The sequence below is a fragment of the Oceanobacillus sp. CF4.6 genome, from assembly GCF_051262635.1.
GTDB lineage: Bacteria > Bacillota > Bacilli > Bacillales > Amphibacillaceae > Oceanobacillus.
Genome location: NZ_JBIMEX010000015.1, coordinates 85,821 through 107,831, shown reverse-complemented (window position 1 = coordinate 107,831; position 22,011 = coordinate 85,821). Strand labels below are relative to the sequence as shown.

At 37.4% G+C, this 22,011-nt stretch carries 38 protein-coding genes, 1 tRNA gene and 2 pseudogenes; 33 read left to right on the top strand and 8 right to left on the bottom strand.

All coding sequences use genetic code 11. The features are described 5' to 3' along the window. Positions 1 to 227 (bottom strand): annotated as a pseudogene (locus ACHABU_RS18580) (hypothetical protein); the annotation flags it as partial. 247 nt (positions 228 to 474) lie between these two features. Continuing rightward, on the bottom strand, positions 475 to 576 hold the full coding sequence (locus ACHABU_RS18575; RefSeq protein ID WP_435766456.1) for a YjcZ family sporulation protein: 102 nt from the start codon (positions 574 to 576) through the stop codon (positions 475 to 477). 448 nt (positions 577 to 1,024) lie between these two features. Between ACHABU_RS18575 and ACHABU_RS18570 the strand changes: the two are divergent. Beyond that, positions 1,025 to 1,558, top strand: a pseudogene (locus ACHABU_RS18570) (IS3 family transposase); the annotation flags it as partial. A 72-nt stretch (positions 1,559 to 1,630) separates the two neighbouring features. Here ACHABU_RS18570 and ACHABU_RS18565 read toward each other — a convergent pair. Together ACHABU_RS18565 and ACHABU_RS18560 are read right to left on the bottom strand one after the other, a co-directional pair. Then, positions 1,631 to 2,314, bottom strand: coding sequence for a deoxynucleoside kinase (locus tag ACHABU_RS18565; protein WP_435766455.1), 684 nt, complete (start codon positions 2,312 to 2,314; stop codon positions 1,631 to 1,633). Positions 2,315 to 2,330: 16 nt separating this feature from the next. Then, positions 2,331 to 2,972, bottom strand: coding sequence for a deoxynucleoside kinase (locus ACHABU_RS18560; protein ID WP_435766454.1), 642 nt, complete (start codon positions 2,970 to 2,972; stop codon positions 2,331 to 2,333). A 138-nt stretch (positions 2,973 to 3,110) separates the two neighbouring features. Here ACHABU_RS18560 and ACHABU_RS18555 point away from each other — a divergent pair. Then, positions 3,111 to 3,183, top strand: a tRNA-Arg gene (locus ACHABU_RS18555). A gap of 55 nt (positions 3,184 to 3,238) precedes the next feature. Here ACHABU_RS18555 and ACHABU_RS18550 read toward each other — a convergent pair. The 4 genes from ACHABU_RS18550 to ACHABU_RS18535 all read right to left on the bottom strand — a co-directional run bounded on the left by ACHABU_RS18550 (position 3,239) and on the right by ACHABU_RS18535 (position 5,726). Continuing rightward, positions 3,239 to 4,387: a tyrosine-type recombinase/integrase gene (locus ACHABU_RS18550; RefSeq protein WP_435766452.1), complete on the bottom strand. Its 1,149-nt coding sequence runs from the start codon at positions 4,385 to 4,387 to the stop codon at positions 3,239 to 3,241. After that, positions 4,368 to 4,820, bottom strand: a complete 453-nt coding sequence (locus ACHABU_RS18545) for an ImmA/IrrE family metallo-endopeptidase (protein WP_435766451.1) — start codon at positions 4,818 to 4,820, stop codon at positions 4,368 to 4,370. Before ACHABU_RS18545 ends, ACHABU_RS18550 begins: the two co-directional genes overlap by 20 nt. Before the next feature lie 78 nt (positions 4,821 to 4,898). Next, the gene (locus tag ACHABU_RS18540) at positions 4,899 to 5,342 is read right to left on the bottom strand and encodes a hypothetical protein (protein ID WP_435766450.1); all 444 of its coding nucleotides are present in this window, start codon (positions 5,340 to 5,342) and stop codon (positions 4,899 to 4,901) included. Continuing rightward, positions 5,343 to 5,726 (bottom strand): helix-turn-helix domain-containing protein, encoded by a 384-nt coding sequence (locus ACHABU_RS18535; RefSeq protein WP_435766449.1) that lies wholly within the window; start codon positions 5,724 to 5,726, stop codon positions 5,343 to 5,345. A 140-nt stretch (positions 5,727 to 5,866) separates the two neighbouring features. Between ACHABU_RS18535 and ACHABU_RS18530 the strand changes: the two genes are divergently transcribed. The 31 genes from ACHABU_RS18530 to ACHABU_RS18380 all read left to right on the top strand — a co-directional run bounded on the left by ACHABU_RS18530 (position 5,867) and on the right by ACHABU_RS18380 (position 21,872). Further along, positions 5,867 to 6,100 (top strand): helix-turn-helix transcriptional regulator, encoded by a 234-nt coding sequence (locus ACHABU_RS18530; protein WP_435766448.1) that lies wholly within the window; start codon positions 5,867 to 5,869, stop codon positions 6,098 to 6,100. Between the two features lie 11 nt (positions 6,101 to 6,111). Beyond that, positions 6,112 to 6,396 (top strand): helix-turn-helix domain-containing protein, encoded by a 285-nt coding sequence (locus ACHABU_RS18525; RefSeq protein WP_435766447.1) that lies wholly within the window; start codon positions 6,112 to 6,114, stop codon positions 6,394 to 6,396. Positions 6,397 to 6,521: 125 nt separating this feature from the next. Then, on the top strand, positions 6,522 to 6,797 hold the full coding sequence (locus tag ACHABU_RS18520) for a helix-turn-helix domain-containing protein (protein WP_435766446.1): 276 nt from the start codon (positions 6,522 to 6,524) through the stop codon (positions 6,795 to 6,797). A gap of 84 nt (positions 6,798 to 6,881) precedes the next feature. Further along, the gene (locus ACHABU_RS18515) at positions 6,882 to 7,151 is read left to right on the top strand and encodes a hypothetical protein (protein ID WP_435766445.1); all 270 of its coding nucleotides are present in this window, start codon (positions 6,882 to 6,884) and stop codon (positions 7,149 to 7,151) included. Between the two features lie 219 nt (positions 7,152 to 7,370). After that, on the top strand, positions 7,371 to 7,598 hold the full coding sequence (locus tag ACHABU_RS18510; RefSeq protein ID WP_435766444.1) for a hypothetical protein: 228 nt from the start codon (positions 7,371 to 7,373) through the stop codon (positions 7,596 to 7,598). 1 nt (position 7,599) lies between these two features. Then, complete coding sequence (locus tag ACHABU_RS18505; RefSeq protein ID WP_435766443.1) at positions 7,600 to 7,917, top strand: hypothetical protein; 318 nt, start codon at positions 7,600 to 7,602, stop codon at positions 7,915 to 7,917. Beyond that, a complete protein-coding gene (locus ACHABU_RS18500; protein WP_435766442.1) occupies positions 7,904 to 9,868 on the top strand; it encodes an AAA family ATPase in 1,965 nt (654 codons plus the stop codon). Before ACHABU_RS18505 ends, ACHABU_RS18500 begins: the two co-directional genes overlap by 14 nt. Then, entirely contained in the window at positions 9,869 to 10,756 is an 888-nt protein-coding gene (locus ACHABU_RS18495; protein ID WP_435766441.1) for a recombinase RecT, read from the top strand. Continuing rightward, complete coding sequence (locus ACHABU_RS18490) at positions 10,756 to 11,457, top strand: MBL fold metallo-hydrolase (RefSeq protein ID WP_435766440.1); 702 nt, start codon at positions 10,756 to 10,758, stop codon at positions 11,455 to 11,457. Before ACHABU_RS18495 ends, ACHABU_RS18490 begins: the two co-directional genes overlap by 1 nt. Before the next feature lie 17 nt (positions 11,458 to 11,474). After that, the gene (locus ACHABU_RS18485; RefSeq protein ID WP_435766439.1) at positions 11,475 to 12,443 is read left to right on the top strand and encodes a replication protein; all 969 of its coding nucleotides are present in this window, start codon (positions 11,475 to 11,477) and stop codon (positions 12,441 to 12,443) included. After that, positions 12,385 to 13,254 carry an ATP-binding protein gene (locus ACHABU_RS18480; protein WP_435766458.1) on the top strand — a complete coding sequence of 290 codons (870 nt, stop codon included), beginning with the start codon at positions 12,385 to 12,387 and terminating at the stop codon, positions 13,252 to 13,254. The genes ACHABU_RS18485 and ACHABU_RS18480 overlap by 59 nt, the downstream gene beginning before the upstream one ends. Position 13,255: 1 nt before the next feature. After that, positions 13,256 to 13,426, top strand: a complete 171-nt coding sequence (locus ACHABU_RS18475) for a hypothetical protein (protein WP_435766438.1) — start codon at positions 13,256 to 13,258, stop codon at positions 13,424 to 13,426. 23 nt (positions 13,427 to 13,449) lie between these two features. Further along, positions 13,450 to 13,674: a hypothetical protein gene (locus ACHABU_RS18470; protein ID WP_435766437.1), complete on the top strand. Its 225-nt coding sequence runs from the start codon at positions 13,450 to 13,452 to the stop codon at positions 13,672 to 13,674. Next, complete coding sequence (locus ACHABU_RS18465) at positions 13,671 to 13,904, top strand: hypothetical protein (RefSeq protein ID WP_435766436.1); 234 nt, start codon at positions 13,671 to 13,673, stop codon at positions 13,902 to 13,904. Before ACHABU_RS18470 ends, ACHABU_RS18465 begins: the two co-directional genes overlap by 4 nt. After that, positions 13,873 to 14,091, top strand: a complete 219-nt coding sequence (locus ACHABU_RS18460; RefSeq protein WP_435766435.1) for a hypothetical protein — start codon at positions 13,873 to 13,875, stop codon at positions 14,089 to 14,091. The genes ACHABU_RS18465 and ACHABU_RS18460 overlap by 32 nt, the downstream gene beginning before the upstream one ends. Continuing rightward, entirely contained in the window at positions 14,078 to 14,317 is a 240-nt protein-coding gene (locus tag ACHABU_RS18455; protein ID WP_435766434.1) for a hypothetical protein, read from the top strand. Before ACHABU_RS18460 ends, ACHABU_RS18455 begins: the two co-directional genes overlap by 14 nt. Before the next feature lie 28 nt (positions 14,318 to 14,345). Then, complete coding sequence (locus tag ACHABU_RS18450; RefSeq protein ID WP_435766433.1) at positions 14,346 to 14,678, top strand: MazG-like family protein; 333 nt, start codon at positions 14,346 to 14,348, stop codon at positions 14,676 to 14,678. Continuing rightward, a complete protein-coding gene (locus ACHABU_RS18445; RefSeq protein ID WP_435766432.1) occupies positions 14,647 to 14,859 on the top strand; it encodes a hypothetical protein in 213 nt (70 codons plus the stop codon). The genes ACHABU_RS18450 and ACHABU_RS18445 overlap by 32 nt, the downstream gene beginning before the upstream one ends. Further along, entirely contained in the window at positions 14,859 to 15,308 is a 450-nt protein-coding gene (locus tag ACHABU_RS18440) for a RusA family crossover junction endodeoxyribonuclease (protein ID WP_435766431.1), read from the top strand. The genes ACHABU_RS18445 and ACHABU_RS18440 overlap by 1 nt, the downstream gene beginning before the upstream one ends. Then, entirely contained in the window at positions 15,309 to 15,545 is a 237-nt protein-coding gene (locus tag ACHABU_RS18435; RefSeq protein ID WP_435766430.1) for a hypothetical protein, read from the top strand. Beyond that, positions 15,535 to 15,714 carry a hypothetical protein gene (locus ACHABU_RS18430; RefSeq protein WP_435766429.1) on the top strand — a complete coding sequence of 60 codons (180 nt, stop codon included), beginning with the start codon at positions 15,535 to 15,537 and terminating at the stop codon, positions 15,712 to 15,714. The genes ACHABU_RS18435 and ACHABU_RS18430 overlap by 11 nt, the downstream gene beginning before the upstream one ends. A 100-nt stretch (positions 15,715 to 15,814) precedes the next feature. After that, a complete protein-coding gene (locus ACHABU_RS18425) occupies positions 15,815 to 15,976 on the top strand; it encodes a DUF3954 domain-containing protein (protein ID WP_435766428.1) in 162 nt (53 codons plus the stop codon). A gap of 10 nt (positions 15,977 to 15,986) precedes the next feature. After that, complete coding sequence (locus ACHABU_RS18420; protein WP_435766427.1) at positions 15,987 to 16,196, top strand: hypothetical protein; 210 nt, start codon at positions 15,987 to 15,989, stop codon at positions 16,194 to 16,196. Between the two features lie 78 nt (positions 16,197 to 16,274). Continuing rightward, entirely contained in the window at positions 16,275 to 16,733 is a 459-nt protein-coding gene (locus tag ACHABU_RS18415) for a sigma-70 family RNA polymerase sigma factor (RefSeq protein ID WP_435766426.1), read from the top strand. Positions 16,734 to 16,858: 125 nt separating this feature from the next. Then, positions 16,859 to 16,990 carry a hypothetical protein gene (locus ACHABU_RS18410; protein WP_435766425.1) on the top strand — a complete coding sequence of 44 codons (132 nt, stop codon included), beginning with the start codon at positions 16,859 to 16,861 and terminating at the stop codon, positions 16,988 to 16,990. 51 nt (positions 16,991 to 17,041) lie between these two features. Then, on the top strand, positions 17,042 to 17,227 hold the full coding sequence (locus ACHABU_RS18405) for a hypothetical protein (RefSeq protein ID WP_435766424.1): 186 nt from the start codon (positions 17,042 to 17,044) through the stop codon (positions 17,225 to 17,227). A gap of 67 nt (positions 17,228 to 17,294) precedes the next feature. Then, a complete protein-coding gene (locus ACHABU_RS18400; protein WP_435766423.1) occupies positions 17,295 to 17,828 on the top strand; it encodes a terminase small subunit in 534 nt (177 codons plus the stop codon). Then, a complete protein-coding gene (locus ACHABU_RS18395; RefSeq protein WP_435766422.1) occupies positions 17,821 to 19,095 on the top strand; it encodes a PBSX family phage terminase large subunit in 1,275 nt (424 codons plus the stop codon). The genes ACHABU_RS18400 and ACHABU_RS18395 overlap by 8 nt, the downstream gene beginning before the upstream one ends. 12 nt (positions 19,096 to 19,107) lie before the next feature. Next, complete coding sequence (locus ACHABU_RS18390; protein WP_435766421.1) at positions 19,108 to 20,589, top strand: phage portal protein; 1,482 nt, start codon at positions 19,108 to 19,110, stop codon at positions 20,587 to 20,589. Between the two features lie 3 nt (positions 20,590 to 20,592). Continuing rightward, positions 20,593 to 21,720, top strand: a complete 1,128-nt coding sequence (locus ACHABU_RS18385) for a phage minor capsid protein (protein WP_435766420.1) — start codon at positions 20,593 to 20,595, stop codon at positions 21,718 to 21,720. 11 nt (positions 21,721 to 21,731) lie between these two features. Further along, positions 21,732 to 21,872 (top strand): hypothetical protein, encoded by a 141-nt coding sequence (locus ACHABU_RS18380; protein WP_435766419.1) that lies wholly within the window; start codon positions 21,732 to 21,734, stop codon positions 21,870 to 21,872. Positions 21,873 to 22,011 lie beyond the last annotated feature (139 nt).

The window sequence follows — 22,011 nt, the reverse complement described above, 5'->3', positions numbered from 1 at the left end:
TCGGCATTAAACTCTCCTACACGTACAGGTGCTGTAGGATTGGTAATATCATAAATTTCTACCGTGTCATTGCCAAAATTTGCTACATACAGCGTGGTCCCTGTAATCGCCAATCCGAAAGGGGCATTTAAATTTCCGGCATTAAACTCTCCGACTCGTACAGGTGCTATAGGATTGGTAATATCATAAATTTCTACTGTGTCATCGCCACTGTTTGCAACATAAAGAAAACGAGGTTTGCGAATTCCCATTTATATCACCCCCTTTCCATTGGGAACACTTAAGAAAGGACTTGAAATTATCCAGTCCCAATAATTTATTAGGTGATTCTTTTAAATGCTTCATTCTCATTGATTTATAATGCTCGGGTACATTGTCTCTTTATCTCCTGCAAAGATGATATGAGAATTTACAAAGAATGAATATGCTTTAGCATTATTACCCTCTATAACGCTCTCTGCTTACTTTCTAAGCTTACTTCACCCATGCTGCACCAACAATAATTAACAGAATAAACAACACAACGATTAACGCAAAGCCTTCACCATATCCGCTTCCGCCATATCCGTAGCTCATTATAATTCCTCCCTCAATAAATTAGTAATCAAGAGCTTACTTACTATTAAGTTATTCTCGCTAAATAAAAATGATTGAGACAATCATATTAAGTGTCTTGTGGAAATTTGAAACGGGATGTGTCAATAAACTCGTGCTACCCTCGTGAAGGTGGAAAGAGCCTGATTGGCTTTATTTTTACCTCTTCGCTGAGATCACTCTACCACGAGTAAAACAGGGTCAAGGATGGTGAAATTAAGCATTCACTGGTGATTGTAGTTCAGAAATGGCGTGACCAGGAAGCGTTCCAGCGCATCTTCATTTGGAAATCTCCTCCATTTTTGGAAGGTGTGTGTGCTGGCTGGAGGCACAGGGACTATCTCCCGCATAGCGTCACTAAATATAGTTAATGGGACATTCTGTAAGTGCAAAATATCGGTTAAAACAGGTGCAAAATAACTCCTAAAGTGACAACAGGGTCTTACCGAACTTATTAAACCGAGAATTTAAGCAAGAGATACCAGGGAAAGTATTACTCACGGATATCACTTATTTATACTATGGAAAAGGACAAAAAGCCTATTTATCCACCATTAAAGATGGGTCAACTAATGAGATTTTGGCCTACCATGTGCTGGACCGAATTACGTTAGATTTAGCCACTGATACATTAGTAAAACTAAGAAGAAACAAAAAAGAGGATGCTTTTATTCACTCTGATCAAGGAGGACACTACACTAGTCCTACTTTCCAGAAGCACGTCAAGAAGTTAGGATTAGGTCAATCCATGTCAAGAAGAGGAAACTGTTGGGATAACGCCCCACAAGAGTCATTCTTTGGGCATTTTAAGGATGAGGCTCACATTAAACCATGTGCAACTTTAGAAGAACTTAAAAGGGAGATAAAGAGTTATATGACCTATTACAACAACTATAGGTACCAATGGGATTTAAAAAGGATGACCCCTGCACAATACAGAGATCATCTTCATAACGTTGCCTAGTCTTTTTTTAAATGTCCTTGACAAAGGGTACAGTTTATATTCTAGGAGCTTTCTTTTTCTTTAGATGATGATTTACCTTGATAGTTGTTTTCTTGTATAGCGGCTGGAATGTTGTAATGAGTGGCCTACCTTTTCCAAAATCTGTTCAATGGAATTTTCCTGCTTGATCAAGTCATAATCAGAGATATTTATTCGTAAAATTGGACAAGCATTAAAATTATCAATCCAATTGTTGTAACGTTTGTACATTTCTTCCCAATAGCTTACGGGAGTATCTTTTTCCATTTGGCGTCCACGCACCTGAATTCTGCTTATAACTTCATCGAAAGATCCATCTAAATAAATAAGGAGATCTGGATGGGGAAAGTATGGAGTCATGACCATTGCATCAAACAGGTTTTTGTATGTTTCATAATCAGTTGGTGACATCGTTCCTTTGTCATAATGCATTTTTGCAAAAATCCCTGTATCTTCATAGATCGATCGGTCTTGTATAAATCCACCACCATATTCAAATATCCTCTTTTGTTCTTTAAATCGTTCTGCAAGGAAGTAAACCTGAAGATGAAAGCTCCAACGTTCAAAATCATCATAGAATTTTTCGAGATATGGATTTGTGTCCACTTTCTCAAAAGAGGTTTTAAAGTTTAAAGAAGTTGCCAAGGCCTTCGTCATCGTTGATTTACCAACCCCAACAGTACCAGCAATGGTTATTACACTGTCGTTTCGGATATGGTACTTTTCTCTTAAGTTCATATATGGTTCCCCTTTGTTATCTTTTAATCACTGCATCGGTTAAATCATGATTTACCATTTCAATAATCTGATCAAGGTCATCTTGGTAATGTACAAAGTCCGTTTCGTCTCCATTAATCCGAATGACCGGTATTTCCGGGTGTAACAATTCAAATTCATTCATAAAATTTTCATAATCGCTTGCAAGCTGTTCCAAATAGGAATGCTTGATGTTTTGCTCAATATCCCTGCCACGCAAACGTATTCGTTCCAAAATGGTATCTAGATTTGCATTTAGGTATATCAGCATATTAGGTAAAGGCATATCCTTTGTAAGAATCTGATATATTTGCTCATATTTTTCAAACTTATCCTCTTGCAATGTACGTTTGGCGAAAATCATATTCTTTGATATATGGTAATCAGCAATTACTGCTTTGTTAGATTTTAGGTATTTCTTCTCAATATCCTCCAATTGCTTGTATCGGTTACATAAAAAAAACATTTCCGTCTGGAAACTCCATTCATCGATATCATCATAAAATTTGCCAAGGAATGGATTTTCCTCAACAATTTCTTTTAGTAAATGAAAATCAAAATGACTGGATAGCTTCTTAGCGAGGGATGTTTTACCAATGCCAATTGGACCTTCAATTGCAATGAACGGCACTTCTGTCATCGCTATTCCTCCAATCACTGCTACATAGACAGATGTGCTTATTTTATCACATATTGCTTTCTTCTACTATAAGAATAAAGAATTTACTTTCCAATCTAGTTAATTTTTAGTATAATGGTATTTGTTCTCTAAAAATAAGGCCTCGTAGCTCAGGGGATAGAGCATTGGTTTCCTAAACCATGTGCCGCAGGTTCGAATCCTGCCGGGGCCATAGCTTTACAGCACTTCAAAATTAGGATAGGTCACGGAATGGTCACAACGGCTTTTCAAAGCGAATCCTTGTTCTTATTTTTACCCTCTTTTTCAAATGCTAATTCTAATGATTTTGCAACAGCTTCCTGCATGTTTGGATTCATATGCGAATACGTATCTAAGGTTACTTGTACGGAGGAATGTCCTAAACGCTCTTGTACTATTTTAGGATGTGTACCAAGCGTAAATAGCATAGAAGCATGTGTATGCCGTAAATCATGAAAGCGAATCTTATCTATTTTAGTTTCTTTTAAACAACGTCGATATGCTCTGCCGAGATTGGATGGTAGCAAAAATGTACCTATCGATGTAGCAATCACTAAATTACTATCCTCATATCCTTCACCAGCAAGCATCTTTTCTTCATTCTGCTTTCTCTTATGCTGCTTTAATTCCCTCACATCACTATCAGATATTGTTATGGACCGATAACTCGCATTGTTTTTCAAATCTGCAATAATATATTTCCCTTCATCCAATTTTAATGCTCGCCTTACATAGATGATCTTATTATCAAAATCCACACTATCCCATTTTAGACCAAGTATTTCTCCCTGGCGCATTCCGGTAAATCCAGCAATGTACCAAGCAATATAAAACCGTTCTTCTTTCGTAGCTTCTAAAAACTTCGATAATATTTCCATGGGCCAGTATTTCATTTCTTTTTTTCGGACTGTTGCCGGTTCAGCTGCCTTTGCTACATTCTTTTGTATATCTCCTAGCTTGGCTCCATAGTCCAGCGCGTTTGATAATATCCGGTGTACGTGATGGATAGATCGCTCGGATAATTCCCCTACATCTAATAATGAATCATAAAACCGTTGTACATGTCTGGCATTCAATTCAAATACCTTAATTTCACCCAACGCAGGTTTAATATGATTATTAATATAGCTCTTATAATGTAAATAGGTGCTATGCGCTACACGTTTTTCTTTGTGCTTAAGCCAATTATCCAAGTATGTTCCTAAAGACTCTGTAGACGGCTCTATATAGCCGCCTTTATTTAATTCTGCAATCATTTCTGTCATGGCTTTTCTGGCTTTTTTGTCACTTGTAAAACCGGATACACGTTTCTGTTTCCGTTTTTTCGTTACCGGATCTCTTCCTATATCAATTACATAGGAGTATTTATTTCCACGTTTAATTATAGATCCTCGCATCATACATCTTCCTTTCATACATTTCTAAGCGATTCATCGCAAATTCATATTCCACATTGAATAGATCCATGACTTCATAGACTGTAGGATTCTTTATTTCTTCTAACATGAAAGTCGGAACACAGAAATGATAAGCAAATGCATTCGCCTGCCATTCCTGTAGTTCTAGAAACATATAAAACATTTTCATTTGGTTTCCTTCATGTCCGAGATAATGACCAACTTCATGCCCGAATGATTGCCACTCTCTCTGCTTGCTTGAATTACGGAGAACAATAACGTTACCCATTCTTAAGCTGAAAGATGAGTAATGTATTTTCAATTGTAAATGGTTAGCAATTTGAGTTATCTCTAACTGATGTGGTTTATTGATTCGCATTGTCTTGTATAATGCATTGATGCAATCTTCCAAATGCGTGTAATTAATTGCCATCACCTCTTTAAACAGAATGTATGTTCCCTTTTAATGTACAAAATATGGTGTACAAGTTAATGCACACCTATATTGAATTTATTTTGAAACGGTTTCTTCAAGTTCAATTCTTTTCATATCACCATCAGTTACATTGTCGCCTTCGAGGTTCTCTCCCATTTCCCCATATTTTTCTATGACTTCTTTTGGTTGCTCGACAGTTGTACCAAGTATAGTTTGAAATGCTAACCAAACATTAATATCGCCTTCTGGCCAATCGCTTATATCTATTTCAGTATGATAATCTCCATCAATTACTTCAATTTCTCCAGTGGAATATTTTTCAAAGTCATCTAAATGAGATACTTCGTATGTTAATAGTGTGCCGTTTGGGAGATTTGTTTCGCCACTTACAGTTAATGTACTTTCGATTGCTTCTGTCTCCATTGTTAAATCAACTTCTGCGGAGTTATCTTCACTGCCACAAGCACTTATTACGAAAATTGTGGTGATCGTCAATAGAAAAAATATAATTCGCTTCATCTAATTCCCCTTTTTATCTTTATATAATATGTACTTAATCATGGTGAGAGCTTCCTGACGTTGCTCTTCATTCATGTTTTTCCAATCTTTAAACATGAGGTTTGTTTGTGGATCGTTGATGATTCTTTCTATTTCTTCATTATCAATATCCTTATTAGGATTGTCTGATCTACCTATTAAATAGTCAGTATCAATCTTATGATAATCCGCTAATTTTCTTATCAAATCTATATCAGGTTCAACGTGATTGTTTTCATAGTGCGAATACCTCGCTCGAGAAATGCCTAATGCGGTAGCGACATCTTCTTGACTTTCTCCTTTTTTATTACGTAATAATTTCAATCTTTTACCGAAAATTTCGTTCTTATTTTCCAATGTAATCACCTCTATCACCTCCATTATAATCTAAATGTGATAACTTTTTTATCTATGATAAAATATTTTTCAAAAAAGTGTTGACGATAAAAAACTTATCATGTATATTGTAGATAGTGATAAAAAACTTATCAAAAAGAGGTGACAAAATGAAACGTGAATTACTCTTACAACTTAGAAACAAACGCCGATTGACACAACAACAACTAGCTGAAGAATTAGATATATCAACTGTTTACGTTCGTAAGCTAGAGAAGGGCGTTGTAAACCCAGGCAGGGAAACAATGTTAAAATATGAGCGGTTTTTTGAAAAAGACATGCGCAAATTGTTCCCAGATCTTTTTTTTAGTATCAATGATAAAAAACTTATCAAAAATGCATAGGAGGTATGTAAATGTCATTCGAAGAAACCATCCGCCAAATCATCCGTGAAGAAAATGAAAAGCACCTGGAGGATATCAAGTGCTTATTAAATTCAAACGGACATCAAGAAATACCAAAGATGTTAACAGTCGAACAAGCAGCAAAAATACTAGATTTTGGCTTAAACAAGACTTATGAGCTGATTCATCAGGCAGAACATACAAGATTCCCATTCATCCGTGATGGGCGAAAAATCAGAATACCATATTCAGCATTAATGAATTGGATAGATCAGCAAGCTAAACAAGCAATTTAACCTTGAGGGAGGTCGGTAGCTCTATTATAAGTCTATCAATCTAGTAATTGGGTTCGGAAATAGAACAGGTTGATAGATTCCTTAAAATGTTCTGATTCGGAACATAAAGGAAGGGGGTGTAAGCAGTGGAATTTGGGGCAGTCTTACGACGGATGAGAAAAGGAGCTGGGAAATCACAACTTGAACTATCAGAAGAACTCCATATAGCGAGAAGCAATGTATCAAAATTGGAAAGCGACAAAATGAAATTGACTTTAGAAGATGCTATCAAGTGGGCCAAACAAACAGATTCTCAGGACATGCTAGTCGCTTTGATAATAAACGTAGATGTTGCGACTGTGGCCGACATGCTAACGCAATTGACAGACGTAGCAACGATATTTTTAGGAGGCATCTTATGAGTAAAGCAAACGATGAATATTTAGTTTTGTTAGGAGCAGTACCGTTGTTATTTATCATTATTAATCATTTATAGGAGGGATATCATGACAGATTTTTTACTAGCAGATAAAGAAAGAGCAGAAAAAGAAATAGATTGCTTTGAATGTTGCACAGAACAGGCAGACAGTAACTTTGAAATTGGTAATTACGCAGTAGCCGCAGCCTATTACGAAAATGCTACTCGCTCATTGAAAGAACTCGCCCGTATGCAGGAAGAAAAGAAATTATACGATAAAGCTTGGTTTTTGCTCAAGCAGATTGAAGGGCAACAACAGGTTAATAAGACCATTGCTGCCATGAGGTTAGGGATATGAGTAACAGATTCGTAAATTGGTTTTATCGCATTGCTTTTGCTGGGTCACTTGGATTTCTTTATACCGCAATGGTTTATGCATTAACAAACAGTTAAGGAGGATTTGGGATGAAGCGAATTAAACATTGGTTTGATTGCAGATTTAGAAATATTCATCGGTATAGCTATTATACAAACAAATGCATTGTTTGTGGTAAGGAAACTCGAAAGGAGGGATAACATGAGAGCAAAAATAAACCTTTGGGGAAATGAGTACGTTGTTAGTTCTATTGATTGGTACCAAAAAAGCAACAGAATATCTCACGTTTCTTTTGAAGATGAAAATGGAGATTTTAACACCATTCACGGGAAAATTTCTTCTAATGATCTGATGGCGGAGACAAATCGTTATTCTGAAAGTTCGTTATGCGCTGATTTTAGTAAAGTTATCATCTGGAAGGAAGATTAAAATGAACCATCCAATGAATGGAAAAAAATCCATAAAAATAGACCCTCAGGAAAGGGCCATTGTCGAAACGGATTCTTTTAAACTATCACGTACTCCCATTATAAGAGATTCCTCTATAAAACACAAGGAGGCTACTATGAATAGATTTGTTAAATATTACGTTGATGCTAGGACAGTTGATTCTAACCCATTAAACAGACAGTTACTCTTTGCATCAGTAGCTCAAACGATTGCTTCAAATGGAACAATAAATGATTTACAAGCTTTAGTGAACTACTACCAAAATGAAATGGAGGAAATGAGATATGAAACAGCTTAAATTAATAAACCTTGAACTAAATCGGTTTAAAGGTGTTGGGAAATTTGAATTAAATGCTGCGGGTGAAAATGTTCAGGTATTTGGTGATAACGCTACAGGAAAGACAACCTTGTTCGATGCATTTGTATGGCTCTTATTCGATAAAGATAGCCAGAACAAAAAGGATTTCCAGATTAAGACACTGCAAAATGGAAAGGTGCTCCACAAGTTGGACCATGAAGTGGAAGCAACACTGGAAATAGATAACACTCCATTAACACTGAAAAAAGTCTACAAGGAAAAATGGACAAAGAAGCGTGGATCCGTAACTTCAAATTTTTCAGGGCACACTACCGATTACTTTGTAGACGGTGTACCAAGTAAGAGAAAGGAATTCGAAGAAAAGGTTGCTTCCATTGTAGATGAAAACATATTCAAACTCTTAACTAATCCATCCTTTTTTAATGAACAGTTAGGGAAAAATGAACGTCGGGATCTATTGCTAGAAATTGCCGGAGATATTACAGCCGAAGATGTTATAACATCTAATCCGGATTTGAAGAAATTAATTGATGTATTGGGAAAACGTAGCATCGAGGACCACAAAAAGGTTATTGCTGCTAAGAGAAAAGAAATTAATCAGGAGCTTGATAGAATACCAATTCGGATTGATGAATTATCAAGGGGATTACCTGATATAAACGGACTTAATAAATCGCAGGTTATCAGTCACATGAAAACAGCTTCTGATGAAATGGACGCAAAGCTTGAACAAATTAACAACATTCGTAACGGCGGCGAGGTCAATAAGTTAAATGCGGTTATCAGTGATATTGATTTAAAGATTTCCAGCGTAAAAAATGAACATGCTCAACAGGGACAACAAGAGGTGTACGGCTTAAAAACGAAGCTCCAGGAAGAACAATCCAATGTAAGCATACTACAATCCAGAGTCAGTTCATTCGAACAACGTAAGGGCATGAATGATGCCAACATGAAGGATATAGAAGATAGAATGCAAACGTTGCGGAACCAATGGAAAGAGCAAAGCGCACAGGAATTTGACCATGAATCAAACTGCAGCTGTCCTTCGTGTGGACAAGATCTTCCAGAGGAACAATTGGAAGAAGTAAAAGCTAACTTTAATCGGAATAAGTCACAGCTACTTGAAACCGTTAATCAAAAGGGTGTTGAGCTAAAAAACAAACTGAAATCGATTCAAGAAGAAAATGAATCCACTGTTAATGAGATTGAAAAGTTAAACAGTCAGATAGAAGAAAAACAAAAGGCTGTAGTGAAGCTTGAAAGCAGGATAAAAGAAGCTCAATCGATTGTTAAGCCAATTACAGAGAATGCTTCTTACAACACTCTTATGCAGGACAGACAAGCGACAGTGCAACAAATCGAACAATTGCGGGCATCTGTAGAGGAATCAGTTAAACAAGTACAACAAGAGATTCAAGGATTAAAAGAAAAACATAACGGTTTATCTGCTGATCTAAGCGCTTTGAATGAATCAGAAAGAGCAAAAGGCAGAATTAGTGAACTGGAACAACAGGAGAAAGAGCTTGCATCTGAATATGAACAACTAGAGCTTGAATTACACCTGACAGAAGAATTTATCCGGGCGAAAGTAAACCTCCTGGAAGATAAGATTAATAGCAAATTTAGATATGCCCGTTTCAATCTATTCAAAGAAAACATTAACGGTGGAATCGAGGAAATATGCGAGACAACTTATGAAGGTGTTCCTTATAGTTCCGGATTAAACAATGCAGCACGTATTAATGTCGGTTTAGATATCATCGATACGCTTTCTAAGCATTACGGCGTACAGGCTCCTATATTCGTCGATAACGCAGAGAGCATTACTAGATTGATTGATATCGATTCACAGATTATAGGATTAGTTGTTTCGGAGTCAGACAAGCAATTAAGAGTTGAAACTAAAGAAAAGGTTGAGGTGGCGTAAATGAGTAAAAATCAAGTAGCAATAATTCAAAAGGATATCACGGATGATGTGAATCAAAGTTTAGGAAGGTTGCAGGAAGATGGCCTGCAACTTCCTGCTAACTATAATGCAAGCAATGCTTTAAAAAGTGCGTTTTTTAAACTGCAAGAAGTTAAAGATCGTAATGGGAAACCAGCCATTGAAGTTTGCACTAAAGCATCAATAGCCAACACTTTGCTAGATATGGTAGTTCAAGGTTTAAGTCCTGCTAAAACACAATGCTATTTCATTGTTTATGGCACTCAACTACAACTTAATCGTTCTTATTTTGGCACACAGGCAGTTCTTAAGCGATTAACAAATGTAAAGGATATATGGGCAAACGTGATCTTTGATGGAGATGTATTTGATTATGAGATTGCGGGCGGACGCGAAAAGCTGTTGAAGCATGAAACTAACTTCTTGAATAGAGATAACGATATTTTAGGAGCTTATGCAGTTGTTAAAACCAGTGAAGATGAAGAAGTATTGACTGTTATGACGAAAAAAGAAATCGACGCATCTTGGAGTCAAGGTAAAACAAAAAATGTACAAAATAAGTTCCCACAAGAAATGGCAAAACGTACAGTTATTAATCGTGCTGCTAAGGCCTTTATTAATACAAGTGACGATAGTGACCTTCTTGTAGAAGCGATTAACAATTCAACCGAAAATGAATACGACAATAATCGTGTTGATGTAACACCTGAAGAGGAAGCGAAACAACAAATTAGCGAGAATGCTAATGCAGAAGAATTGGATATCACAGAGGGTGACTATACGGAAGTTGAACCAGAACCAGAGGAATTGGATGTAGACAAAGTAACTGGCGAAATTAATAAAAAAGAAGATGAAGGACTTGCATTCTAATGATTGAGATTAAAACTCTAGCTTCTGGATCTAAAGGGAATTGCTACCACGTAACAGATGGTAGCTCCCCTTTAATCCTAGAGTGTGGGATACCGTTTAAATCAATCAGAAAAGCACTAGATTTTAAGACTAGCAATCTAGCAGGGTGTTTGGTCACACATGAACATAAAGACCATTGTTCAGGCTTAAACGATGCATTAAAGGCAGGGATTGATTGTTACATGTCGCCTGGTACGGCGGAGGCAATCGGAGTTAATCATCACAGGGTTAAAAAAGTTGAAACAAAAAAGCAATTCCAAATAGGCAGCTGGACCATATTACCTTTTGATGTTGAACACGATGTATCAGAACCATTCGGGTTTCTGCTTGTAAATAAAGAAGGTGAGAAGCTTTTATTCGCAACAGATACCTATTACATCCGTTACAAGTTTAAAGGCTTAACACACCTTCTAATTGAGTGTAATTACAGCATGGATATTCTAAATGAAAACATTGATTCTGGACGAGTTCATCGAGGAATGAAAAAACGACTTGTTAAGTCGCATTTTAGTTTAGAGAATGTAAAGGAATTTTTAAAAGCCAATGATTTATCAAAGGTCCAGGAGGTCCACTTGCTGCACTTATCGGACAGTAACAGCGATGAGGAACAATTTAAAAGGGAAATACAGGAGATTACCGGGAAAGTTGTTTATATAGCTTAGGTATGGAGGTGAATAAGGTGGCTAGTCCTCAAACGGAAAATGGATTTATTAAAATAGCAAATGAATTATGGAATGAAATTTTAAGAAGAGATTTTAGTAAGAGACAGTTAAATTTAATTCTATTCATTTGGCGGTTATCGTACGGAACAGGGCAAAAGGATTGCCTGATAGATAAGTTTAACCAATTCGAGATAGTCGGAATTTATAAAAATGATATCAAAAAAGAATTGGTTTTCCTTAGAGAATGTTCGGTTTTAAATTGGGATGAAAAAACAATGGTCTTTAGCATCAATAAGAACTATCAAATATGGCAAATTACACCTAGTAAGAATTGGGATATTGAAAAATTCGACAGCCTTATTCACCTCAATTTGAACCGTAAAAAAGTTAGTAAAACACTAACTCCCAAGAAAAAGAAAGTTAGTAAAACACTAACCTTTAAGAGTGAGTTGGTTAGTAAAACACTAACTAAGAGGTTAGTGAAATACCAACCTAGAGGTAACTCAAACATAGTTGTGGTAAGTGATTACAGCTCTCTAAAGACAGTATTAAAGACATTAAAGATTAAAGACATTAAAGATATTAGTAGTAGTAGTAGTAGTAGCGAACAGGAATTTTCCGAGGTCATGGGATTTTACCAAAGCAATTTACAACGTGGAGTTACTGACTCCCCTTTTAATACCGAATTAATTACTCAGTGGTTTGACGAATGGGGTGCGGATCTATTACTTGCTGCTATGAAAGTTTCAGCGAAAGCAGAAGCCAAGGGCGTTAACTTTACGGAAGGCGTTTTGAAGAAATGGAAAGAAGCTGGTGTTAAAACGATTGAGGATGCACGGAAATATGAAACGGAATTTAAATCAGGCAATAAGTCTTATAAAGATAACGTGGTAAAAATACCAAACTATGGTGGTGAATCAAGTGGCAATGGAACAAGTAATGAGCAACATCCTAACAAAAGCAGGCATGTCAAACTCTACAAGTAAACCAGAGCCATTCCAGTGTGAGATTTGCGGAGAGGACAAGCCACAAACGCAGATTAAGCATCCATTCAAAGATGAGATGCGTTGGGTACATTGTGCTTGTCCTTGCAAGATTAAAGAAATGGAAGATTTCAAACGAGATCAGGCATCTAAAGATAGGCAACTAAAGATTAATAAATTACTTAGACTGAGTAGCTCCATGGAAGATATCAAATCTATGACATTCGAAAACTATAAAGCTCGCAAAGGTACAGAGAATTCGTATGAGGAAGTAAGGTCAGCAGTTGAAAACTTTAAGGAACGCGGAAAGATGGGAGTATTTATCTTTGGCGAAACCGGTAATGGCAAAAGTCACCTAACAGCTGCAGGCGGTAATGAATTAATCAAAAAAGGCTATGCAGTCATCCTCATCACCGAAAAGGATTTATTCAGCAGGTTATTTGCAACAAAAAATTTCAAAAATGAAGAGTCTTTCCAGGAGATTATGGGCGCTTGTTTGGATGCAGATTTGCTTATCTGGGATGACTTTATGAGCAGTCAGCGTTTATCGGATGAAGAAAAGGACTGGATATTTCAGATTGTGAACGGAAGAGAGCGTGCTAACAAGCCAATTTGGTACACGTCGAACATTACACCTGATGAATTTTCAAGCGACAAGACAGCCTACAAACTAGATGACAAAGGGCGTACTTGGTGGAGGTTAATCGGTAACAACAACTGCATTTCCAATCGTGCTGCTAATTACCGAAAAGCAAAAGCAATGGCAAAGGCAATGGATATCAGCATTGAAGAATATGAGAAAGGGGCGGTTTAACATGTGGCAAGGAATGAAGTCAGTAATGGTATTTGATCCAAAAGACAGCCAACAGGAAACGGAGGAAAAATGGGTTGACTGGAATATGCATAACAAAAGCGCTGTCGGTGATAAGGCGGTAATGACTGCTGCAGAAACGAGAGAATATCTCAGAAAACGTGAGGTTGTATGAACACGGCGGTAAGAAGTGTTCCCATGTTACCGGAAACAGGCGGTTATGAATATGTCCTGGAGGATTTAGAACTTGCATTTCCAAGGAATCAACTAAAAGAAGTGACCAAAAGCTGGAACAAGGGAGCATCAATCGAGTACATTGCAGCGAAATATAACAGGGATCCGGACGAAGTTTTCCTGGCACTGTTCCATCAGGCGAGAAAAAGCAAAATAAGAAGACCATTCATGGGGAGGGAATCGGAATGAGTGAACAATGGAAAAAGATATGTAACGAATACAGCGCACACAACGGTTTCCTGATTGAACAGATTAGAGAGAAGAACGAAGAAATATTGAAATACAGACAGGCTTTGAAGTTCGGTATTAAGTATTTACAAGCAAGCGAAATGAGACAAATTAAGATGGTTGTTTCGGCTATGGAGCAAGCCTTGGCAGGTGAATCCAATGAAACACCACGAAGCCAAAAAGAAACTTAAATATGCACTGGCTAACCAAAAGACAATATCTATTCCTAAATTGGAAGAATTGTTGAAATCGATGAACATCAGCTTGAAAGAGGATGATAACAGGGAAGTTGAGTTTTTAAAAAGTGAGATGAAGAAGTTGAGGAAATATAACAAGAGGTTAAAGCGGGCGCAGGAAGTGAAGCGTGTTGGATCCTAACGTGGAATACATCATCTATAACACCGTCATGAAAGCATCGAAAGTAAAAGGTGAGCTACCAGACATTATCCATGAGTATATCGCTTATGACTCCATGATTATGCATCATTTCACTTTTACTAAAAACATAGAGGATGCCTATCATTTTTATGACCTGGAAGAAGCCAAGGAGATTGCTTACTTGTGGAGTATGCAGGTGGGTAGGAAGGGTTTAGTGCAGGTGTGACAGAAATTGCAACATAGGAGGGCAAACAATGAAACTACCAACACATGAAGAAACAACAGAATTTAACTCAGGACTCATGAAACGAACAAAGGTACTTAATGACATACATCGAGAACGTGAAAGGCAGTTTTATCTTCACGGCGAACAAAAAGAAACACCAATGGAAATGCTATACATCTTTCTTGCTGAAGAAATGGGAGAAGTTGCAGAAGCCATACAAACCAAGAACAAGCTGGACAACGTAAAAGAAACGGATTCGGATAACTTGTATCAGGAATTAGTAGAAGTCGCTGCAGTCGCTGTAAAAATGGCTGAGAGGTTGGTTGACAATGGCGTGGTTAAGCAGAATACGCGAAGTTGATAAGTATCAGGCTGTAATTCAATGCATCGAAAAGGAAAAGTTAGGTTATGAATGTGTAAGGAAATTGCAGAAAACAGGCCATTATTATAAGAACTTCAAGCGTGACGGTGTTTCTTTTGAATATAGCGACACGGACCAAGCGATATATTGGGAAGCCATTTATGAAAAGAAGGTGAACTGATGATTGAGTTTACGATACCAGGGCAGCCGATTCCGCAAGGTCGTCCCAGGGCAGGAAAAATACGATATGGGAAAAAGAAAGGCAGCACCGTTCTTTATGATCCAAAGGAATCAAAAGAATATAAGCAGTATGTCTCTCTTATCGCTCAACAATACGCTCCAAAGATTCCAGTAGAAGCACCACTGAGCGTTCAAATGAAAATTTATAGACAAATACCTAAGAGCACAACGAAAAAGGATAGAGAGCTTTATTTATCGGGTTTAAAACGTCCTGTAACAAAGCCAGACGGTAGCAATTACGCTAAGGGTATTGAAGACGCTCTAAACGGAATCATTTACAAGGATGATAGTCAGATAGTGGACTTACAAGTTTCAAAATATTACAGCGATAATCCTAGGGTTGAAATCAGAATACAAGATACGGATATTTTCGGAGAGGTAGGAAGCTAAATGAAATTAACTCAAGAATATTTACAAGTCCTAAATTCAAGAATGGAATATTTTAAAGATAAGAAAATCACCGATCTTAATAATGCTGAAATAAAGGAATACATGAATCTGAAATTAGAAGTTGCTACAGTCTTTCCGGAGGTTGCAAAAGCAGTCAAAGGGGTTTGGGATGCAATTAAACCATATGCGGAAGCCGGAAATCAATATAACGAGAGGGTGCTCAATCGTGATTCCTGAATTAGAAAGAGCTTATAAACTAGTGCATTCGGTTTATGCAATGGATTATAAAGACGAAATGGCATTAAACGAGGTCAAGTCTACTATTCCAAAAGTGATTAATGAGTTAAACAGATTGCGAGAAGAAAACGATAAATTACGCCAACATGTTGGGAGGAATATTTCATGAGAAATACTTGTGTAGAGTGCAAAAACTCAACAGGAGATTATAAACACATTTGTGATAAGTGCTTTAAAGAAAAATTACTAGCAAGCTAGGAGGTCATCAGGTGGAGAATAAAGCAGAGGTTAGTTTGAATGAGGATGCAGTTTATCGAGTGCTTCAAGGCAAACTTGAAAAATTGGATAAACCGCCAACAGGATTTGGGGAAGTTGTTCAGAAATGGGAAGCTGGGAAATTAGGAAGGTATGAGGTTAAGTATACGAAGTGAGGGAGATATAATGAGTAAAAATTGGATGGTTTATGACAGTGATTCGGGAGATATGATTTTTCACGACACAAAAGAAGGAGCACAAAAAGATTATAACGAAGCTATTGCTGGGATTGAAGATGCCGAGAGCAACGGTGAATACAAAGTGTATATGTTTGAGTTAAGGAAAGAAACAACGATTAGAATTACAGACGAACAATGTGAAACAACACAAGAATAATTTGCTACTGAAACAATCAGGGCAGTGATGGAATTGAGGGATTCCGTTGCTGCCTTTTTATTTTGAGGAGGGGTCGGAATGAATAACAAACAAGTCGAGGATCTCATTTATCAGTACCATTGGAGAAAGAAAGAGTTAGATAGGTTGCATAGTATTTTATGGGGAACAAGAGCGCATACCAAGTCTATAGGTGTTGCTCAATATGGAGTAGAAGCAACACTACCAAAACCGAATACAAACCTTAAGAGTTATGCTGAAATGGATGACATGGACGCAAGAGAAAAGCGCTTATATAACCGTTGGAAGGAATATAAAGAAAAGGTACAAGGCATCGAGCTTCTAGATTATTTCCTTGAGGATGAGTACCAGCTGATTATATTGGATTGCATGATGGAAGGTATGAGCTATCGATCTATTGCGGACCATCTTTCCATGAATAGAAACAAAGTCAGGGATATGAAAGAAGATATGTTATGCCAACTATGCCAAAAATGCCATTTCTTGAACGATTTGAAATTAGAGAAAAATGTAGGGTAAAATGGAAGGCAGGACAGGCGAGGTCAAACACACTGTCCGAGAGCAATAATTAATAGCGTTCTTAAATAGCACTTAAAACAGGAAAGTATCTTTGTTTGTCGAAATAGGACAAGCGGAGGTGCTACATGGATGATTTAGAGATTAAACGATCGTTGGAAATTATAGTAGAGACAGACGAATATATTTTATATCGTGTTAGCTGGGTAGTATTAGGTGAACACAATGAGCAGTGGGTAACAGAATATAAGGAAAAATGAAGGAATATCCTCCTATTTGTCGAATGTGTTCAGTAAGCGGGAGGTGATAAAATGAGTGAACTTGGCTTAGAGTATGAAGTGATAGTTGCCAGGCTAAAAGAAAAAGGAATTACCGACAACAATGTAATTGAAGCCGTTTCTCATGTGATTGTAGAAAACAATAGAGAGATAGAAAAAAAGTTATTGAAGACAGTGAACGAACAATTAGCAGTCGAAAGTAAAATGAAATTCTTTTGAAGCACCCAATGAGGTGCTTTTTCTTTTGCTCAAAAACAGAAAATTAGGGGGTAAGGTGATGTCTTAAATGGCTAAATTAACAGCAAAACAAGAGATGTTCGCAAATGAATATGTCATTGATTTGAATGCTACTCAGGCAGCTATTAGAGCAGGTTACAGTGAGAAAACGGCAAATGCTCAGGCATCGAGACTGTTAGCAAATGTTAAGGTTTCCGCGCGCATAAAGGAATTGAAGGAAAAACGTGCTGAGAAATTAGAGCTTGATGCGTATTGGGTCCTTAAAAGATTGAAAGATATATCGGATAGATCCATGCAAGCTGAGCCAGTAATGACATTTGATTATGAAGAAAAAGAAATGGTTCCGACTGGTGAGTATCAGTTCGATAGTAATGGAGCTAATAAAGCAACTGAATTAATAGGGAAGCATATAGGCATGTTTGACCCTAAACTACAAATACAGCTGAAAGCATTGGAAATGAAGAACAATAAAACAAAAGCTGAGATTGAGTTCCTTGAAGAGCGCACGAAACTCATTAAAGGTGAAGTAAAAGATACAAGCTTGTTAAATGAGTTAATTCGAGTGGTGAATGAAGATGACTAGGAATATAACATTATCACCTAAGCAAAAGAAGATAGTTAAAGCGCCTTTTGATTCGGGATTAGAAGTGCAAGAGGGAACGCCGAGAAGTGGGAAAACAACTGCTATTCATTTTAGGTTAGCTTACTACTATATCAATTCAAGAGACGCAAACCATTTAGTCAGCGCTTATAACCAGGAGCAAGCATTCAGGCTCTTTATCGATGGTGATGGTACTGGATTAAAGCATATATTCGGCAACTTAGGAAAGATAAAGCACGATGAGCACGGCGATCATTTAGAGGTCCATACGAATAATGGCGTAAAGAAAATTTATTACAAAGGTGGAGCTAAAGCAAATAGCGTTGGTGCCATTACTGGTATGTCGCTAGGGTCTGTTGCATTTGGTGAGATTAACCTATTGCACATGAGCTTTATACAAGAGTGCTTCCGGCGAACAATGGCAGCACAAGATAGATTTCATATCGCCGATTTAAATCCACCACCTCCAAACCATCCAGTCATTAAAGAAGTATTCGACGTACAGAAAACGCGTTGGACGCACTGGACGATACAAGACAATCCGATTATTACCGATGAGCGTAAGAAAGATATCTATGAAACATTGAAAAAGAATCCGTATTTATTGGAACGTGACTGGTTCGGCAAAAGGACAATACCACAAGGCGTTATCTATTCGATGTTTGATCCGGGAAGGAATTCAGAGAATGCATTGCTGGGGAAACCTTATGAAATGTATTTCGAAGCTGATGGCGGCCAATCGGATGCTACTTCATGCAGCTGCAACATCGTTACCAGGCATAACGGCAAAATGAGATTAAACCGGGTTGCTCATTATTACCATTCAGGAGCCGATACAGGTCAAACCAAAGCTATGAGTACCTATGCAAAGGAAATAAAAGAGTTCGTCAAATGGTGCACTGATAAATATCAGATGCGCTTTTCTAATTTCTTCGTGGATCCGGCCTGTAAATCATTAAGGGAAGAGTTACATCTAATCGGAATTGATACAACGGGAGCTGACAACAATGCTGTTGATGCAAAGCAAAAAGGCGGCGGTATTGAGGTAGGTATTGAGCGCTCACAGAATGCAATTACTAATGAGCAGTTTTTCCTGGTGGATAATAACGAATACGATCATTATCATTTCATAAAAGAAATTGGAATGTATACCAGGGATGATAACGGCAATCCAATTGATGACTTTAACCACGCTATGGATGAGTTCAGATACAGCATTAATTATTTTTACAGGAATTACGTCATATAAGGTGGTGATGCAATGTTCAGGAAGTTACTAGATTACTTGAAAGGAGGTCTGTATCGATTGGGATTAATTAAAGGGATTGAGAAGATAAGCGAGCACAAAGATATTTCACTTAATGAAGAAATGTACAACAACATCGACGTGTGGAAGGACTTATATAAAGGCTATCACGAACCATTCCATCAGATAAGCTACAACACTATCGAAGGTCAAAAAACACGCAAGATGGATACTCTGATGATGGCTAAAACAGTAGCATCTGAAATGGCTAGTCTAGTGTTCAATGAAAAGTGTGAGATTAGTATTGGTGATGGAAATAACGGAGCTTCTGCATTAATTGACGAAGTATTCAAGCGTAATAAGTTTAATAAAAAGTTTCAGGACTATGTTGAATACAATTTTGCACACGGAGGCATGGTTATTAAGCCGTATGTAAAAGACAACAAGATTCTTATTTCCTTTGTTACTGCTGATTGTTTCATTCCGTTATCGTGGCAGAATGACACCATTACAGAAGCCGTTTTCCCTAGTGAATATAAGAAAGGCGACAAGAAATATACCCATCTTGAATGGCACGTGTGGGAAGGTAACGTATATGTAATTAAGAATGAATTATATGAATCGAAAGGCAATGAATTAGGGGTTCCGGTTGCTCTTGATATTTTATTCCCTGATTTAGAAGAAGAAGTACGTATTAATAACTTATCTAAATCGATATTCACTTACTTCAAGCCAAACACAGCTAACAACATTGATACACAATCGCCAATAGGGATAAGCATCTATGCAAATGCGCTGGACACAATGAAAGCCATCGATACTGCATTTGATAGTTTCCATCGAGAATTCAGATTAGGGAAAAAGAGAATCTTAGTTCCTGCCCAAATGATTAAATCTGTAGTTGATCCAGAAACTCAAATGATGCATCGGTACTTTGATGCTACTGACGAAACATACGAAGCATTCAAAGGCGCCGGTATGGATTCGGATGAGATTAAAGACATTAACATTACCTTAAGGGTTGATGAGCACGTTTCTGGTATTAATGCTTTATTAAATCTATTTGCTATGCAGACAGGATTTTCAGCAGGAACATTCAGCTTTGATGGACAGAGTGTTAAAACAGCTACAGAAGTTGTTAGTGAGAACAGCAAGACATTTAAATCTAAGAAATCACATGAAATCATTATTGAATCTGGATTACAAGATGTTATTGAATCGATTATCGCGGTTGCTAAGTTATACGGATTGTATAACGGTCCAAGTGATTATGAAATAACGGTCACATTTGATGATTCCATTGTAGAGGATGAAAATGCAGAGCAGGCTAAACAGATTCAGTTAGTCAGTAGCAAGCTAACATCTAAGAAAAGAGCAATCATGAAGCTTCACGGATTAACCGAAGAAGAAGCGCTTAAGTTGATTGAGGAAATAAACGAGGAAAATAAAACGGCTACGGCTGGATCGGTTGATTTCTTTGGTGGAAGTGGTGAGTAGTGAATGGATAAAGAAACGCTACAGAAGTTTTCCAAGCCTGTTTCTGATGTTTACTTATCTATCGAGGACCAACTGTTAACCAATATTGCTAAGAAACTAGCGAAAGACAACAGCTTGCTTGTCGATATCGAGAAAGATGGAGATATTCAGAAGATACAGTCCTGGCAATTAAATCAGCTTGGACAATTGGATTCTTTAAGCGAGGAAAACATTAAGACCATTGCTAAAAAATCCGGTGTAGCTGTAGAAGAAATTGAAAAGATGGTTACGGGTGTTGGCTACAAATCAGTAAATGAAATAGAAGGCGTTATGAAAGAAGGTGCTGAAAAAGGTGTTTTATTAACTCCACCAGAAGGCGCAAAGGACAGTGGGGCATTAAAAAACATCTTATCAGCTTATGAACAACAAGCGAAGAGCAGTCTAAATCTAACCAATACAACGCTAATAGAACAATCTAAACAGAAATACCTTGATGTTATTAATCAAACGACTGGTAAGGTGTTATCTGGCGTTACATCAGCGCAACAAGCGCAAAGGGAAGCAATCAGGGAACTGGCTAATGGTGGTGTTCCTGCATTGATTGACAGGTCAGGTCGTGAATGGAATACAGAAGCATATGTGAACATGGTTATGAGGTCCACAAGTAATAATGTAGCAAAAGAGATGCAAGACGGCAGGATGGATGAATATGGAGTTGATTTAGTCGAGGTATCTAGTCATGCAGGAGCTAGACCTGGTTGCGAACCATATCAAGGTAAAATATATTCGAGAAGTGGCGAAAGTAATAAATATCCGCCTTTAAGCGAAACGAGTATGGGAGATGCTGACGGACTTTTCGGGGTCCATTGCGGACATGTACAGTATCCATACATTGAAGGAATCTCTAAGAAAACATATGAGCCTGGAAACAAGAAAGAAAACGATAAGGTATATGAGCAGAGCCAAAAACAGAGGTTGCTTGAGAGAAATGTACGAAGCTCTAAGCGTGAACTTGCAATGATGATGCAAATAGGCGATGCATACGGCATTAATGATGCAGAGGAACGATTGAAAGACAAGCAAGCTAACATGAGGGCATTTATTAATGATACCGGCAGAACAAGGAAAATCAGTCGTGAACAGATTCGATAGGAGGTTGCTGCATGTCTAAGAAAATCGATGAATTAGAAAAGAAAATCCTAGAAATGGAAAAGGAAATAATGGGATTGCATCATAATTTTTTCGCTCTAGCTGAAAAGGTGAACAAGTTGGAGCAGAATAATAAGCAAGAATACTTCGGGTAGGAAGGCGGTGATCTATCTATCTCATCTGTTTGCCAGGATGTAAAAGAAAGGCTTTTTTGCCGTGTCTTTTTAAAGGTTAGACACCATAAAGAAACGCAATCCTATGGTCAGAGGGTTATGACTAAAAACAACTAATAAG